The organism is Pantoea sp. At-9b, from assembly GCF_000175935.2.
In the GTDB taxonomy this organism is placed as follows: Bacteria; Pseudomonadota; Gammaproteobacteria; order Enterobacterales; family Enterobacteriaceae; genus Pantoea.
The window spans coordinates 681,071-696,459 of the sequence record NC_014838.1 but is presented as its reverse complement, the minus strand read 5'-3'; the positions used below and the strand labels follow the sequence as shown (position 1 = coordinate 696,459).

11 protein-coding genes are annotated in these 15,389 nt (G+C 54.9%); 5 read left to right on the top strand and 6 right to left on the bottom strand.

Annotated features, from left to right (window positions below; all coding sequences use genetic code 11):
- Window positions 1–97 precede the first annotated feature (97 nt).
- Window positions 98–2,815 (top strand): cation-transporting P-type ATPase, encoded by a 2,718-nt coding sequence (locus PAT9B_RS23535; RefSeq protein ID WP_013511797.1) that lies wholly within the window; start codon window positions 98–100, stop codon window positions 2,813–2,815.
- Here PAT9B_RS23535 and PAT9B_RS23530 read toward each other — a convergent pair.
- Window positions 2,804–3,829, bottom strand: coding sequence for an AI-2E family transporter (locus PAT9B_RS23530; protein ID WP_013511796.1), 1,026 nt, complete (start codon window positions 3,827–3,829; stop codon window positions 2,804–2,806). The two genes, PAT9B_RS23535 and PAT9B_RS23530, sit on opposite strands and share 12 nt — an antisense overlap.
- A gap of 117 nt (window positions 3,830–3,946) precedes the next feature.
- Window positions 3,947–4,885 (bottom strand): LysR family transcriptional regulator, encoded by a 939-nt coding sequence (locus PAT9B_RS23525; RefSeq protein WP_013511795.1) that lies wholly within the window; start codon window positions 4,883–4,885, stop codon window positions 3,947–3,949.
- Window positions 4,886–5,048: 163 nt separating this feature from the next.
- Here PAT9B_RS23525 and PAT9B_RS23520 point away from each other — a divergent pair, with 163 nt between their 5' ends.
- The 3 genes from PAT9B_RS23520 to PAT9B_RS23510 all read left to right on the top strand — a co-directional run bounded on the left by PAT9B_RS23520 (window position 5,049) and on the right by PAT9B_RS23510 (window position 9,343).
- Window positions 5,049–6,383 carry an MFS transporter gene (locus PAT9B_RS23520; RefSeq protein ID WP_013511794.1) on the top strand — a complete coding sequence of 445 codons (1,335 nt, stop codon included), beginning with the start codon at window positions 5,049–5,051 and terminating at the stop codon, window positions 6,381–6,383.
- Between the two features lie 15 nt (window positions 6,384–6,398).
- Window positions 6,399–7,565, top strand: a complete 1,167-nt coding sequence (locus tag PAT9B_RS23515) for a M20 aminoacylase family protein (protein WP_013511793.1) — start codon at window positions 6,399–6,401, stop codon at window positions 7,563–7,565.
- Window positions 7,566–7,978: 413 nt separating this feature from the next.
- Entirely contained in the window at window positions 7,979–9,343 is a 1,365-nt protein-coding gene (locus tag PAT9B_RS23510) for a carbohydrate porin (RefSeq protein ID WP_013511792.1), read from the top strand.
- A 38-nt stretch (window positions 9,344–9,381) separates the two neighbouring features.
- On the opposite strand, the gene PAT9B_RS23505 is transcribed toward PAT9B_RS23510, so the two are convergent.
- From PAT9B_RS23505 to PAT9B_RS23490, 4 genes are all read right to left on the bottom strand, one after another.
- Window positions 9,382–10,761: an aromatic acid/H+ symport family MFS transporter gene (locus PAT9B_RS23505; protein WP_013511791.1), complete on the bottom strand. Its 1,380-nt coding sequence runs from the start codon at window positions 10,759–10,761 to the stop codon at window positions 9,382–9,384.
- A 265-nt stretch (window positions 10,762–11,026) separates the two neighbouring features.
- Window positions 11,027–11,818, bottom strand: a complete 792-nt coding sequence (gene attM / locus PAT9B_RS23500; protein ID WP_013511790.1) for an N-acyl homoserine lactonase AttM — start codon at window positions 11,816–11,818, stop codon at window positions 11,027–11,029.
- A 54-nt stretch (window positions 11,819–11,872) separates the two neighbouring features.
- Complete coding sequence (locus PAT9B_RS23495) at window positions 11,873–13,033, bottom strand: iron-containing alcohol dehydrogenase (RefSeq protein ID WP_013511789.1); 1,161 nt, start codon at window positions 13,031–13,033, stop codon at window positions 11,873–11,875.
- Window positions 13,034–13,061: 28 nt separating this feature from the next.
- Complete coding sequence (locus PAT9B_RS23490; protein WP_013511788.1) at window positions 13,062–14,516, bottom strand: NAD-dependent succinate-semialdehyde dehydrogenase; 1,455 nt, start codon at window positions 14,514–14,516, stop codon at window positions 13,062–13,064.
- A 71-nt stretch (window positions 14,517–14,587) separates the two neighbouring features.
- On the opposite strand from PAT9B_RS23490, the gene PAT9B_RS23485 reads away from it, so the two are divergent.
- Window positions 14,588–15,388, top strand: coding sequence for an IclR family transcriptional regulator (locus tag PAT9B_RS23485; RefSeq protein ID WP_013511787.1), 801 nt, complete (start codon window positions 14,588–14,590; stop codon window positions 15,386–15,388).
- The last annotated feature ends 1 nt before the right edge of the window (window position 15,389 follow it).

The following is a 15,389-nucleotide window of genomic DNA, read 5'->3' as shown; positions in this document are numbered from 1 at the left end:
GATATCGGCAGGTGTCTTACAAATCTAATTACCTCAGATTATGTGTGTTTTTTTAGAAAAACTCATTTTAACAATAGCTTAGTAGCTAGGGGTCGATATGGAAAATGTTCAAGGTCAGGATAAGGGTGTTCAGCCCTGGTATCAGTACTCTACAGAGGAAACTTTCCAACACTTAGCAAGCTCACCGTCTGGTTTATCTTCCTCCGACGCCAGCGATCGTTTAAAGAAACACGGACCCAACGCGCTGCCGCAAAAAGCTGAGAAGTCAGCGTTACTGAAATTTATCGCACATTTTAAAGATGTGTTAATTTACATTCTCTTCGCCGCTGCGCTTATTACCGCCGTGATGGCGCATTGGGTGGACACGTTTGTCATCATCGGCGTCGCGGTGATCAATGCATTAATTGGCTTTGTTCAGGAAAGCAATGCAGAAAAATCACTGAAAAGCATTCAAAATATGCTAGCCAGTGAAGCCATTCTGGTGCGGGACGGTAAACAAACCACCGTTGCCACGCAGGATATCGTGCCGGGGGATGTTGTGATGTTGCGCCCCGGCGATAAAATTCCGGCGGATTTACGCCTGTTTGATGTGCATAACCTCCGGGTGGAAGAGGCGATTCTTACCGGCGAATCGACGGTGGTGTCAAAAAACGTCGCGACGCTGGAGGGGGAAAAATCCCTCGGTGATCGTCTTAACCTCGCATTCTCTGGTACGACGGTGAGTTCAGGCACCGCATCGGGTGTCGTGGTTGCCAGCGGCGGCGAGACGGAGCTGGGGCACATCAATGAGATGATCAGCTCGGTGAAAGAAGTGAAAACGCCGCTGCTGGTGCAGATCGACAAACTCGGCAAAGCCATTTTCTTCATCATCGTGTTGATGATGGTGGCGTTGTTTATTTTTGCCTGGCTGCTGCGTGACATCCCGTTCCCGGAACTGGCGCTGTCGGTGATCAGTCTGGCGGTCGCAGCGGTGCCGGAAGGCTTACCCGCGATTATCTCCATCATTCTCTCGCTAGGCGTGCAGTCCATGGCACGCGTTCAGGCCATCATTCGTAAATTGCCTACCGTTGAAACCCTCGGTGCGATGTCGGTCATTTGCTCAGATAAGACCGGTACCCTGACCATGAATGAAATGACGGTCAAAGCGGTGGTACTGGCTAAAAGCAAATGGCGCGTCAGCGGCAACAGCTATGAACCGAAAGGCGATATAGTGGCCGAAGGCGATGCCAGCGGATTAAATGCGGCGACCGACCCACTGTTTCAGCAATTTTTACGCGCGGTGGATACCTGTAACGAAAGCCAACTACAGCAGGATGCCAATGGTCATTGGGTGATCGTGGGTGGTCCGACTGAAGGTGCGATGAAAGTGCTGGCGGCAAAAGGGATTACGCACAAGCAACCGGTCGAGGTCATCAGCAAACTCCCCTTCGATTCTCTGTATAAATACATGTCGGTCAGCTGTGTCGCTGAGGGGCAGTCGTATATCGTGTTAACCGGTGCACCGGATGTGTTGTTAAAGCTGTGCCAGCAGCAACAAACGCCACAGGGGGTTGAACCGCTGGATTTGGCGTACTGGGAAGCCGCGATCACCACCTATGCCAGCGAAGGGCTGCGCACCGTGGCGGCGGCGTGGAAACCCACGTCAGCACCCGTGACGACGCTCGACCACGATGAACTGAAAAATGGCATGGTGCTGTTGGGACTGGGCTGCATGATGGACCCACCACGCCCGGAAGCTATCTCGGCGATCCACGAATGCCAGCAGGCCGGGATTCGCGTCAAAATGATCACCGGCGACCATCAGGAAACGGCGATGGCGATTGGGCAGATGCTGGGCATCGGCAACAGCAATTCTGCGGTGACCGGTTATGAACTGGAGCATATGAATGATGCCGAGCTGGCGCAGGCGGCAAAAACCTATGACATCTTTGCGCGCACCAGCCCCGAACATAAGTTACGGCTGGTTAAAGCACTGGAATCCAGCGGTGAAATCGTCGGGATGACCGGTGACGGGGTGAATGATGCCCCGGCACTGAAACAGGCCAACGTCGGTATTGCCATGGGGATCAAAGGGACGGAAGTGACCAAGGAGTCGGCAGATATGATTCTGGCCGATGACAACTTCGCCACCATTGCGGCCGCGGTGAAAGAGGGACGGCGGGTTTATGATAACCTGAAGAAAACCATCCTGTTTATTATGCCGACCAACCTGGCGCAAGGCTTGTTGATCATTATCGCCATCCTGATGGGCAACCTGTTGCCGCTCACGCCGGTGCAGATTCTGTGGATGAACATGGCAACCTCCGCCACGCTGTCATTTGGTCTGGCGTTTGAACCGGCAGAAGCCAATGCCATGCGCCGTCCACCACGTAATGTCAAAGCGCATGTGATGGATGGCTATGCGATCTGGCGTGTCATCTTTGTTGGTTTACTGATTTCAATCAGCGCCTTCGTGCTGGAAGCCTGGCTGCAACCGCGTGGCTACAGTGAGGAGTTTATCCGCACCGTGCTGCTGCAAATGCTGGTGACGGCGCAATGGGCCTACATGATTAACTGCCGCAACTCGGAAGGTTTCTCTCTCGACAGCGGTCTGGTCAAAAACAAAGGCATCTGGATGGTGACGCTGGTGCTGATTATTCTCCAGGCCATCATCATCTATGTTCCGCTGATGAACACGCTGTTCGGTACCCGTCCGTTACCGATTAACTACTGGTTCATCTCGTTAATCGTCAGTATCGCCATCTTTATCATCGTCGAAATCGAGAAACGTCTGACACGTGGCTGGCGTGGGGTTAAAACGCAGTCATTGATCTGATAACGCCGAGTCCTGCTGTTGCCGATAGCTGGCCAGCAGGACTTTTTTGATCAGATAAGTCAGCGGAATGGCGAGGATGGCCCCGGTGATGCCAAGCAATGCCTGCCAGAACAGAAAAGCCAACAGTTGGCTGGTCAGCGCCATATCGAGACGTTTACCAATCATCAACGGTTCCAGCACCGAACTGAGCGTCAGGTTTAGCAGGACGAAAAAACCGGCGATTGCTAACGCTACTTCCAGATCAAAAGCGATATAGCTTTGCACCACCGGTGGAATCGCGGCCATAAACGAACCCAGCACCGGGATATAGTTGAACACAAACATCAACACGCCCCAGAAGAAGGCAAATTTCAGCCCCAGCAGTTGCGCGCCGCCCCAGACGATCACCCCACCAAAGATGCCGGTCAGGGTTTTGACCCGGGCATAGACAATCACGCTCTGAATCCCGTCATCAAGCGCATGATAGAGCGCCGCCGACTTGCCGCCTGCGCGCTTTTCCAGCGCATTTTTCAACAGCGGCAGTTCATACAACATAAACAACAGCATCAGGAACACCATCACCCACCATGACAACACGCCGGGAATTTGGGTGAGGAAAGCGGTCACCCATTTCACCACGGCACCGACATCAATAAATGCCAGCATTTCATCCGGCGCCAGCGCAATGCCAACCTGGTCCAGCGCCTGGGTGATTTCTTGCAAGCGGGTGGTTAACAACAGGGGCGTCTGACGGCTGAGCAAAATCAAATCGGGCGTCAGTACCGTGAGTTTGATAATGGTGACGACAATCACCAGCAACAGCACCGAAATGATCGCCAGGGAGGAGAGGATACGCGGAATACGTTTTTGCTCCAGCCAGCTCACCAACGGGTCCAGCATGATGGAGAGCAGCAACGCCAGCAGCACCTGATTGATAAGGTGTGCCGACAGGTGAAGCCCGATCAAAATCAGCGTCAGGCAGGCAAGGAGAATCAATACACGAGATAACTGCGGCCATGGGGTAAACCAGCTCATTGCGTCATTTCCCTGAAGTTAACGATGCGCTGCATAGTGCATTAACTATATCTGCAATGTTTTGATTCAGCATAGTTTAACGGGAACATGGGCAGCCACCGCCCCTGACAAACACGCTTACGTCTGATTTACCACCATTTCCCGTGCGTCACTCTGCTGCAACCAGTCACGGCTGATCACCCGTAGCAACTCCAGAAAACTGTGTCCGGCAGTCGACAGACGGCCAATGTTGGCACAAAGGATGCCAATATCGGTCGCCGGTAGCACTTCCTTCAATGACAACGGCCGCAGGCTTTCCTGATAACCGGGAAAGCGCAGTCGTACCGACGTCCACATGCTGACCATCTCAGCTTCGTCCATCAAACGCGCCATGATGGTCGGGGATGAACAGTGGATCACCCGTTCCGGCAATGGCAGGTTATAGCGACGAAACACTTGCGCCAGAATCGAATGATCGCCCGGCTCATCCCAGTCCAGCCAGGTGTATGCCAGCAACTTACGCAATGAAGTGGTATGGGTAATCGGATGATGTTTACCTGCAATGATGGCGTTGCTCAGCGAGTACAGCATTTCATAATACATCGGCGCGATAAGCATCCCATCGGTGGATGAGATCACCGCGAGATCGATGCGATTATTCTCCAACGCGTCATACAGCTGATGGGGACGTCCTTCCATCGCGATCAGTTTTACGCCGGGAAAGCGTTGCTGATACTGAAGTAACGTGGTGGTGAATGGCCCCCAGGCGGCGGCGGAGGTGAAACCGACACGCAGTTGACGCATCGCTTTTCCCAGCAAATGGTCAATCTCTTCACGCGCCTGATTCAGAGAGCGATCAATATCGCGCGCATGGCGCAGCAACACCTGTCCATACTCATTCAACGTCACCCCACGTGAAGAACGCTCAACGATGGGCATGCCGATTTCGCTCTCCATCTCCTGAATGGTTTTACTGATGGCGGGCTGTGTCAGGTGCAGGGTGCGCGCGGCTTTACCAATGCTGCCCTGAGCGGCCACTTCCAGTAAGACATCGAGCTGATTGAGTTTTATTTTCATGCTTTCCTCAGGCTTTACTCACATCACTGGTGCAACTCATGCACCAGCAACATTCAGGACAGATAACTCAGGGCATAACAATTTCTCATGATTGAAATGTAATTTATTTATGACAATAGTGCACCTTCCACCGTTTATGAAACGTTACTGGAAGGATTTGCGTATGAAAAAAGTCAAATATGCGCCTGCTGAGGCGCAGGCAGCGGTTTCGCTTCCTTTCAGCGACACTGCAACGGTAAACCGGCGTAGCCAGGCAAAATCGTTGTTTGCGGTGACGCTGGGTAATGGCCTCGAAATCTATGATTTCGCCGTTTATAGCTTCTTTTCTGTCATTATTGGACACCTTTTCTTTCCTACCGACAGCGACTCCGCCTCGTTATTACTGGCGGTGGCAACCTTTGGCGTGGGATTTTTTATGCGCCCGCTCGGTAGCCTGGTGCTTGGGCACTACGCCGATAAACATGGACGTAAGGCGGCGCTGACGCTGATTATGGCGTTGATGGCGCTCGGCGTAGCGCTGGTCGCCTTCGCACCGACCTGGGAGCAAGTCGGCATGTTGGCACCTGCCTTACTGGTTACCGGGCGTCTGCTACAAGGCTTCTCAGCGGGTGGTGAAGTAGGGGCGGCGACCAGTTGGTTGATGGAGGCGGGAGGCAAGTCGCAACGGGGCGTGCGTGTGAGCTGGCAGATGGCCAGCCAGGGCGGTGCGGCATTGCTTGGCGCGGCGATGGGGGCGTTATTAACCCACAGCTTAAGTCATGATGCCCTGTATAGCTGGGGTTGGCGCATCCCTTTCATCGTCGGCCTGGCGATTATGCCGGTGGGAATTTATATCCGTCGCCACCTGCGTGAAACCCATACGCCATCGGTTGAGTCGGCAGGCGGAACACCGGCAGGTCGCCTGTGGCGCGAGCATCGCCGCAGCCTGTTGCTGGGTATTCTGCTGGTGATGAAAAGCACCACTACATTTTACATCATCGTTTATTACATGCCCGCCTACATGGTGCATACCCTGCACATGCCGGAAGCCACCTCCTACTGGATTAGCCTGATGGCCGCCACCTTAACCCTGGTGGTGCCTTTCTTTGCCGGAAAACTGGCGGACCGTCTGCCTCGACGTAAACCCCTGTTGCTTGGCTGCGGCAGCGGTTCGTTATTACTGGTATGGCCGATCTTTGCCAGTTTGCAGCACGGCGCACCTCTCGCGCTGACTCTGGCGCTGATTACCCTCGATCAGGTGCTGGCCAACATTACGGCAGTGGCTTTCTTTTTGCTGATTCTCGAAGCCTTCCCACGCCCGGTGCGCGCATCGGGCATGGCGCTGATTTATGCGATTGGCGTCACCCTGTTCGGTGGTTTCGCCCAATTTAACGTCACCTGGTTATTGAATGTCACCGGCGATGCCATGGCTCCGGCATGGTATCTGCTGCTTAGCGCAGTGGTGTCATTGTCGGCCTTACTGGCGTGGCGGGAACAACCCGTTTTATCCGATGAGTAACAGCTGAGGTTTAACATGTTGATTAAAGAAATTCTCGCATTCGAAGACGAGATGATTGCGATCCGTCGTGATTTTCATCAGCACCCGGAATTGGGTTTTGAAGAATTTCGCACCAGTGATCGTATCGCCGAACTGCTGACGTCATGGGGTTATGAGGTGCACCGTGGGCTCGGTGGCACGGGCGTGGTCGGCACGCTGAAGGTCGGTAACGGCAGCAAACGTCTGGGATTGCGTGCCGATATGGACGCCTTACCGATGCAGGAGTTAACCGATCTCCCGTGGCGCAGTCAGGTGGCGGGCAAAATGCATGCCTGCGGCCATGACGGGCACTGCGCGATGCTGCTGTCTGCTGCACGCTATCTGGCGGAGAAACGTCCTTTTAACGGCACGCTGCATGTGATTTTCCAACCGTCGGAAGAGTCTTACGGCGGCGCGCGGCGCATGATGGATGAGGGGCTGTTTCGTTTATTTCCCTGTGATGCGGTGTTTGGCTTACACAATTTTCCGTTACTGCCTGCCGGACATTTTTTTACCAAACCCGGGCCATTGATGGCTTCCTCCGACAGCATGACCATTACGCTCCATGGCAAGGGGGGACACGGCGCGACGCCGGAAAATACCCTCGACCCGACCGTGGCCGGTGCGGCGATTGTCATGGCGTTGCAGACCATCGTGTCGCGTAATGTTGATCCGCAAGATGCGGTGGTGGTCACGGTAGGAAGCCTGCAAAGTGGCAGCACCCATAACGTTATCCCGGACAGCGCGGTACTGAAGCTGAATCTGCGCACGTTCAACGCTGGGGTCCGTGAGAAAGCCAAGGCGCGAATTGAACAACTGGTACAGGCACAGGCTGCCAGTTTTGGTCTGACCGCCAGCATTCAACCGGATTTCGGTTACCCTGTCACTATCAACCATGAGGCGGAAACAGCGTTCGCGACTCAGGTGGCACGTGACACCTTCGGGGCGGAACGTGTTGCCGAATACGCTGAGGTCAAGCCGCTGATGGGCAGTGAGGATTTTGCCTTTATGCTGGAGGAGGTGCCGGGAAACTATATCTGGTTGGGCACCAGCACCGGCGGAGAGGACTATGCGGTGCACCATCCGTTGTATCAGTTTAATGATGCCTGCCTGTCAACGGGCGCGACCTATTGGGCGCGATTGGCGGAGGCCTGGCTGCGTTAAGGACAAATAGCCCGCATGCGGTCAATAAATGACCTGATATTTCTCCGGGGCCGCTGGGCGCGGCCCGGAGAAGTTTATCCACAGGGTTTTGCCGCGGATATGCACCCGGAATGTGGACAACCAAAACAGCAACTTGAGGCTGCAACCGACGCGTAAATAAGATCTCCTTCACATTATTTAATCAAGATGCGGATAACCGCTTGCCTGCCTGAAGCAGTTTGATGATGATGCTCCCCATTCAGGATTGTTACTGTTTTACATTGACAGGCAAAACCTAAATCACTTGGCTCTGGTTAATCAGAGTCCGGCGATTTAGGTTTTTTTTTGCTCAAAATTCCGACAGTGAATTGACTCAGGCAGATATTTCGTTGCCGGGTTAACTACGCCCTAAAAAATAGAGAGAAGCGAAAATCATGATAAAAAGCGTGAGGGTTTTCCGTGTAACAATTCTGGCTGGATTACTTTTTACTGCGCTCAATACCTATGCAGAAGATCCGCAATGGAATGGCACGGTATTGGGTTTTGAAGCACCGGGAACAGGTTTACTGGGTGATATGCTGGGCATTCGCCCGATCCTGAGCGATAACGGATTTAACTATAATTTTCAGTATCTCAATGAAAATGCATACAATATCGCCGGGGGATACAATCACGATCATCATCTCGCCTATATTGATCAATTTGCTATCACCTTTACGCAAGATTTAGAGCGCTTTACCGGTATTCCGGATGCGACCATTGAAGGCAATATTGTTAACCGTAATCATGATGACAGCCTGTTAACCAAACGGGTACAGGATTCACGCGTCAATATTAATGATGCTACCCAGGAAAGTGCCGGGACCGGTTCAATTACCCGCCTGGGTTGGTTAACGTTCAGCCGAACCTTTGACGATCGCCGTTTACAGTGGCGTATCGGCATGATGAATAAAGTCCAGACCTTCGATCAAATTGCCCCCTGTGATTTTCAGACCCTAATGTTGTGCGGCGGAAAATCGGCTAACTCCATGCTGTGGAGCAACTGGAATATTCACACTTGGGGGACCACGTTCGCCTATAAACTCACCCCGGAGCTGACCCTGAAAGCGGGTATTATGGAGCAAAACCCGTCAGCGACCGACCGTAGCCATGCCTGGAGTTGGTCAACCAAAGGCAGCAAAGGGTTTATTTTACCGCTGGAAGTGGAATGGAAAACCCACATTAATGACTTACCCGGTATTTATAATTTGGGCACGCAATTTACCAACGCCAAACAATCCGATCTTTACAGCGGAAAAACGCAAAATGCCGGCGCGAATGATCCCGACGGGTATAAAGAATATAACCGCACCTGGTTTTTCTATGGCGGTTTCAACCAGCAGCTCACTCGCCATGCTGATGACGCCAATCGCGGCTTAAGCGGCGGCGTAAATGCCGGGTTTGGTGACCAGCGTAGTAACTATATCCACTACGTCACGGCGGCGACCCTGCGCTATCGCGGACTGTTTGATGCCCGGCCGGAAGACTGGATTGGGGTAGGCGTGTCGTATATCGATATCAGCAATCACTACAGCCGCAATCAGCAGGAGAAAAATAGCCTGCAAGGGGTGAGTGATTATTATGATCCACTCTACAGCCCGGTCCCGGGACATGCGATCAACGCGGAACTGTATTATCGCTTCCGTCCTGTTAGCTGGCTTGAGTTGCAACCGGGGATTCAATACTGGCATCGCCCGGGCAGCCTGAGTGAAACCCAGGATGCCTGGGTGGGCGAGCTGAAAACGGTGGTAACGTTCTAATCCGCTGTTCCGTAGCGGCGCGATAAATCGCGCCGCGACTATCGGTTATTTAAGGTTTGCGACAGCGCAGGAATGTCAGCCAGTTCTGCGCCTTTTATTTTGAGGGTCAACGGAATCGTGCGATGTAACACAATACTCAGTGCCGCCAGCAGCGCGGGCAGGGCGAGGATAAAGAATATCGACGATTGCTCCGGGAAAGCGCCCATCAGCAATCCGCCGATCGAGGAACTGAGTATTGCCCCGGTGCGACCAATGCCGTGCATCCAGCTCACCCCGGTGGCACGGATTTCCGTGGGATAATAAGCCGGTGAGTACACCTGCAAGCCATTTTGCGCCCCGTTGATACACATCCCGATGACAAAAATAAAGGCACCGAGCGCGACACCGCTAAAGCCGAACATCCCCTGCGCCACCAGACACAGACAGCCGAGCAGGTAGACCACGCCAATCACATATTTGGCGCGCAGTTTGTCCATTAACGCGCCGACAATGATACCGCCCAACGGGCCGCCAAGCTGGAACAGTCCCGCCAGAATCGCCGCCTGCTCCAGCGAAATGCCACCAGAGCGCATAATGGTCGGCAGCCAGCCGTTCAGCAGGTAAATCACGAACAGTCCCATAAAGTAGGTCAGCCACAGGATAATGGTGCCGCGCGCAAAACCATGACGGAACAGTTGCGAAATCGGGCTGTGACCATTGACGCGAGGTGAGTGCAGCACAAAGCTGCTGTCATGACTGAAGCTGCCGCCCATGCGGTTCAGTAAGGCCGCAATCTGGTGACGCGGGGCTTTACGTACCAGCAGATTCAGGGCGGATTCCGGCAACAGCCAGATAAAAAACGGCAACATTAACAGCGGCACCGCGCCACCAAACACCAGCACCGCTTGCCACGACCAGACACTCAGCAATCCCGCAGCAATAAAGCCACCCAGACCGGATCCGATGTTAAAGCCGCTGAACATCAGGGTAATCATCACCCCTTTGCGGCGCTCTGGCATATATTCCGACAGCAGCGTGACGCAGTTCGGCATCACCGCACCCAGGCCCAGTCCGGTGAGAAAACGCAACAACGCCATCTGCCACGGCGTGCTGGCAAACGCACAAGCGAGGCTAAACGCTGAGAACATCAGAAAGGACAACAGAATGATACGTTTACGGCCAAAGCGATCGGAAAGGGGTCCGGCGATGAGCGCACCGATGGCGACGCCAAACATTGCCGCCCCGAGAATGGGTCCCATCGCGGCACGGGAGATGCCCCAATGTTCAATCAACGCGGGGGCAATAAAACCCATGGCGGCGGCGTCGTAACCGTCGAACATGATGATGATCAGACAGAGGAGTAACACGCGCCATTGAAAGCGCGAAATAGGCCGGGCGTCGATCCATGCTTTGATATCGACCAGGTTGTTTGTGTTCATGGGTACGCTCTCTGTTATGCCGTGTCAGACGGCTATTGTCATGGTGAGAGAAATTTAACAATCCGATCACACCTTAAGCATGGGGCGGGGCAGTGTCTGTCAAAAAAGGCTTTTAAGGGTATGAGTTGCGTTTATATTGTGAGCTGGCTGACAAACTCAGGCAGGGAAAAAGCGCGCACAGACGGGGATTATTCGCGGAGGGATGAAGTAAGTGTATGAATTTCGTTTAGCCGACGATAAAAAGGGGCATGACGCCCCTCGGGATTCAGTCGTAGTACTCGGGGGCTTTTTTAAACCCTGCCCAGGCATCCGGGTCATGGCCGGTGACGACAATCGCATCCGCCCGCTCAGCCACGGCGCGCAGTTTCTGCACCGAACGCACCGAATCCACTGCGGAGGCGAGGAAGCCCGGCAGCGCCTTTTGTTCCCAGTGATCGACCGTATAGGCTGCATCGATAGTCAGCAGCAGCGGTTTACTGTTGGGCAAACGGACCAGGAAGGATTGATGCCCGGGCGCGTGGCCAGGCGAGAAAATGGTGGTTAGGGTGCCATCACCGTAGATGTCATAGAAATCATCGTCGGTGCCGTTGAGGAATTGCCAGTTCAATCCGGGACGGTCGAAATCGTGGCGGATGTAGCCACCCGCAGCAAACCAGTCCGGGGTGAAGGCGTATTCATACTCCGCGCGCTGGACAATATGGCGCGCATTGGGGAAGCGACCAATGGCTCCGGTGTGGTCGAGATGCAGATGCGACTGCACCACATATTTCACATCTGCCGGGTCGATACCGAGTGCTTTGACCTGATCAACACAGCCCTGATCCTCGCCCAGCACTGGCCAGTACACATCACAAATCCCGCCCCAATAACCGCGCGGATCGGTTGCCACTTCAATGGCGTTGCCGCCATCGATAATGGTGTGACCGTCAGGATGGGTAATCAGAAAAAACGGGACCGGGATTTCATAATCGGCCCCGGCGCCTTGGTTCATCTTGATGTTGTGAACCTTACATTTCAGGGTGCCGGACTGGAGCATGTAGAGTCGTATATCTTTCATACTGGGCATTCCTCTGGTTAGTCGTGGGTACTTTTTTGTTTTAGGGGTAAGAACTTAAAAGGCTTCGCGATACAGATTCAGGGCATCCTGCTCCAGCACCTCTACCGGGTTATTGGTGAGCAGGCGTGTTTGTAACATGGCATCAGCTGCAAGTCGCGGCAGGCTCTCCTCGGTGACGCCAACATCACGCAGGCGACGCGGTGCACCGCTGCGTTCCATCAGTTGCAACATATGTGCGACAAAGGCGCTGGCACGCGTATCGGCATCGCCGCTTCCTGCCACACCCAGTACGTCTGCCAGTTCGGCATACAGCGGTGCCGCCGCGCTGGCGTTATAACGCAATACCGGCCCGAGCATCAGCGCATTGGAAAGACCGTGTGCGACATGGTAATGACCACCCAACGGATAGGCGAGGGCGTGCACGGCGGCAACCGGCGAGTTGGCAAATGCCTGACCGGCAAGCGTCGCCCCGAGCAGCATCCCTTCACGCGCGCTGCGATTGCTGCCGTCCTGACAGGCATTGATCAGGTTAGCGCCCAACAACCGGAGCGCTTCACGCGCCAGCGCATCGGATAACGGATTCTTCTTGTGCTTACTGGTGTAAGCCTCGATGGCATGCACCATGGCATCAATGCCGGTCGCGGCAGTATGGATTTGTGGCAGTCCGACGGTGAGTTCCGCATCGAGCAACACGAAATCAGCATACAGTTGTGGCGCAACCACACCCATCTTGGTGGTTTCGCCAGTGGTGATAATGGCGATATTGGTGACTTCCGAGCCGGTCCCGGCGGTCGTGGGGATCAGCACCAGCGGCAACCGGGAACCTGTCACCTTGCCGATGCCATACATCTCGGCCAGTGGCTGCTCGCCGTGTGCCATCACCGCCGCTACCTTGGCGATATCCAGCGAGGAGCCACCGCCGAGGCCGATAATCAGATCGGCACCGGCTTGTTTCACGGCATCAACACAGGCATGGACGATCGCTTCTGGCGGATCGGCCACCACCTGATCAAACACACTGACGCTGAAACCGGCGGCGGTAAGATTGTCAACGATGGGGGCAATCAGACCGGCTTTAACCAGCCCGGCATCGGTGATCAGGCAGACATGACGTTGGGTGAAACGGGCGGCGATGCTGGTACCGAGCTGCTGTGCACCTCCCCACTTCATCTCGATCGCGGGTACGGTGCGAAACTCAAATGGATTGATAGTCATCTCATCTCCTCTTTGTTGACTGCTATGTTCAGGCAATTTCTGAGCACAGGTATTTGATTTCCAGATACTCATCAATGCCGTGATGGGAACCTTCACGACCGAGACCGGATTGCTTCACACCACCGAACGGTGCAACTTCGTTGGAGATCAGCCCGGTGTTATGACCGACCATGCCGTACTCCAGCGCTTCGGCCACTCGCCAGGTGCGACGCACATTTTCGGTGTAGAAATAAGCGGCAAGGCCAAATTCGGTATCGTTTGCCATCGCGATCACTTCATCCTCGCTGCTGAAGCGGAACAACGGAGCAACCGGCCCGAAGGTCTCCTCGCGTGCGATTTTCATCTGCTGGGTGACGTCCGTCAGCACCGTCGGTTCGAAGAAGCTGCCACCGAGCGCATGCGTTTTGCCCCCGGTGACCAACCGCGCCCCTTTCGCCAGTGCATCGGCAATATGTTCTTCGACCTTTTTGACGGCGTTGCCATCGATCAACGGCCCGATCAGCACATCCGGCTGATGACCTTCGCCGACCTTCAGCGCGGCAACCCGCGCCGCGAGTTTTTCGGCAAACTGGTCGTACACCGCGTCCTGCACATAAAGACGATTGGAGCAGACGCAGGTCTGCCCGGCGTTGCGATATTTAGAGGCGATGGCCCCCTCGACGGCGGCATCAAGGTCGGCGTCATCAAACACGATAAAAGGCGCGTTACCGCCCAGTTCCAGCGACAGCTTTTTAATGGTCGGGGCGCACTGGGCCATCAGCAGACGGCCAACCTGGGTGGAGCCGGTAAAAGAGAGTTTGGTGACGACATCGCTGGCGGTGAGCACCCCGCCCAGCTCGCGCGCATCGCCGGTGATCACCTGGAAAACCCCGGCCGGAATACCGGCCTGTTGGGCCAATTCAGCCAGCGCCAGTGCCGTTAGCGGTGTTTTCTCTGCGGGGCGGACGATCATGGTGCAGCCTGCGGCCAGTGCTGGCGCGGCTTTGCGGGTGATCATCGCCGCCGGGAAATTCCACGGTGTGATGGCCGCACAAACGCCAATCGGCTGCTTGATCACCACGATACGTTTGTTATTGGTGGGGGCCGGGATGGTTTCGCCGTACACCCGTTTCGCTTCCTCGGCGAACCATTCGACAAAGGAAGCGGCATACAGCGCTTCACCTTTGGCTTCTGCCAGCGGTTTACCCTGTTCAGCGGTCATCAGTGCGGCGAGGTCGTCGGCATGTTCTACCATCAAATTGAACCAGCGACGCAGCACGGCGGTGCGATCTTTGGCCGCCATTTTGCTCCAGCTGCGGAAGGCGGTTTGCGCTGCGCGGATCGCGCCCTCAGTATCGGATGCCGACAGGGCAGGTACGGTGGCGATAATGTCGCCGGTGGCAGGATTATCAACCTTAATGACCTCTCCCTTGCTGCCGCTCACCCATTCGCCATTTACCAAACAGCGGTCACGCAGCAGCGTGGGATTTTTTAGTTTGATCATGTACTCCCCCTTAGGATAAGTTCAATATATTGAACTAAGATCGGTATAGTGAACATTGGACAGGGGGCAGTATGTCAGGGGACTTCGTAACAAAAAGCGATCAAACGCGCAAAAATATGGATACCGTTCCCGCTTTGCGACGTGCGGTCACCATTCTCGACCTGGTTGCTGCTCAGGGGGGCGCGCTGGCGGCGGCGGATATCACCCGTCAGCTGGCCCTGCCGAAAAGCACCGCGCATGGGCAACTGAACGTGCTGACCGAGCTGGGGCTGTTAGTCAGATCCGCCGATGGGGCTTTCCGCCTCGGGCCACATCTGATGCGCTGGGCAGAGGGTTTCTTGTCGCAAATGGATATCGTGGCGTTGTTCCGTGAATACTTTGCCAGCGACAGCGAGCTGGATGGCTATACCATCACGCTGACTGTGCTTGACCGCGATGAAGTGGTCTACATCAGTTGTCGAAATTCAGATAAACCCCTTGGTCATACGTTTCGTATCGGTATGCGCTTGCCAGCCCCCTTTACCGCCACTGGTAAGATGCTGCTTTCCGAGCTGCCTGACCATGAGCTGACTGCCCTGTTCGCGAGCGGTTTTCCACCCCCGATGACCGCTGCCGGGGTGAATAATCTTGAGGCGTTGCGCCGCGAGCTGACGGCGATTCGTGCACGCCATTTTTCGATTGATAACGGCCAGATCCATGCGGCGATGACCTGTGTTGGTGCGGCGATTTACGATCACTCGGGAAGGGCGATTGCGGGCATCGCCACCAGCTTTCTCAGCAGCGAAGCCCGGGCGGGGTTGGTGGACAGCCTTGGCGAGAAAATCCGTGCGGCGGCGCTTGCCTTGTCCCGGCAGTGCGGCTATCAGGGCTGAA

Excerpts from the sequence above, each read along its gene's own strand:
- PAT9B_RS23535 (WP_013511797.1), top strand. The coding sequence starts at position 98 with ATGGAAAATGTTCAAGGTCAGGATAAGGGTGTTCAGCCCTGGTATCAG.
- PAT9B_RS23530 (WP_013511796.1), bottom strand. The coding sequence starts at position 3,829 with ATGAGCTGGTTTACCCCATGGCCGCAGTTATCTCGTGTATTGATTCTC.
- PAT9B_RS23525 (WP_013511795.1), bottom strand. The coding sequence starts at position 4,885 with ATGAAAATAAAACTCAATCAGCTCGATGTCTTACTGGAAGTGGCCGCT.
- PAT9B_RS23520 (WP_013511794.1), top strand. The coding sequence starts at position 5,049 with ATGAAAAAAGTCAAATATGCGCCTGCTGAGGCGCAGGCAGCGGTTTCG.
- PAT9B_RS23515 (WP_013511793.1), top strand. The coding sequence starts at position 6,399 with ATGTTGATTAAAGAAATTCTCGCATTCGAAGACGAGATGATTGCGATC.
- PAT9B_RS23510 (WP_013511792.1), top strand. The coding sequence starts at position 7,979 with ATGATAAAAAGCGTGAGGGTTTTCCGTGTAACAATTCTGGCTGGATTA.
- PAT9B_RS23505 (WP_013511791.1), bottom strand. The coding sequence starts at position 10,761 with ATGAACACAAACAACCTGGTCGATATCAAAGCATGGATCGACGCCCGG.
- attM (WP_013511790.1), bottom strand. The coding sequence starts at position 11,818 with ATGAAAGATATACGACTCTACATGCTCCAGTCCGGCACCCTGAAATGT.
- PAT9B_RS23495 (WP_013511789.1), bottom strand. The coding sequence starts at position 13,033 with ATGACTATCAATCCATTTGAGTTTCGCACCGTACCCGCGATCGAGATG.
- PAT9B_RS23490 (WP_013511788.1), bottom strand. The coding sequence starts at position 14,516 with ATGATCAAACTAAAAAATCCCACGCTGCTGCGTGACCGCTGTTTGGTA.
- PAT9B_RS23485 (WP_013511787.1), top strand. The coding sequence starts at position 14,588 with ATGTCAGGGGACTTCGTAACAAAAAGCGATCAAACGCGCAAAAATATG.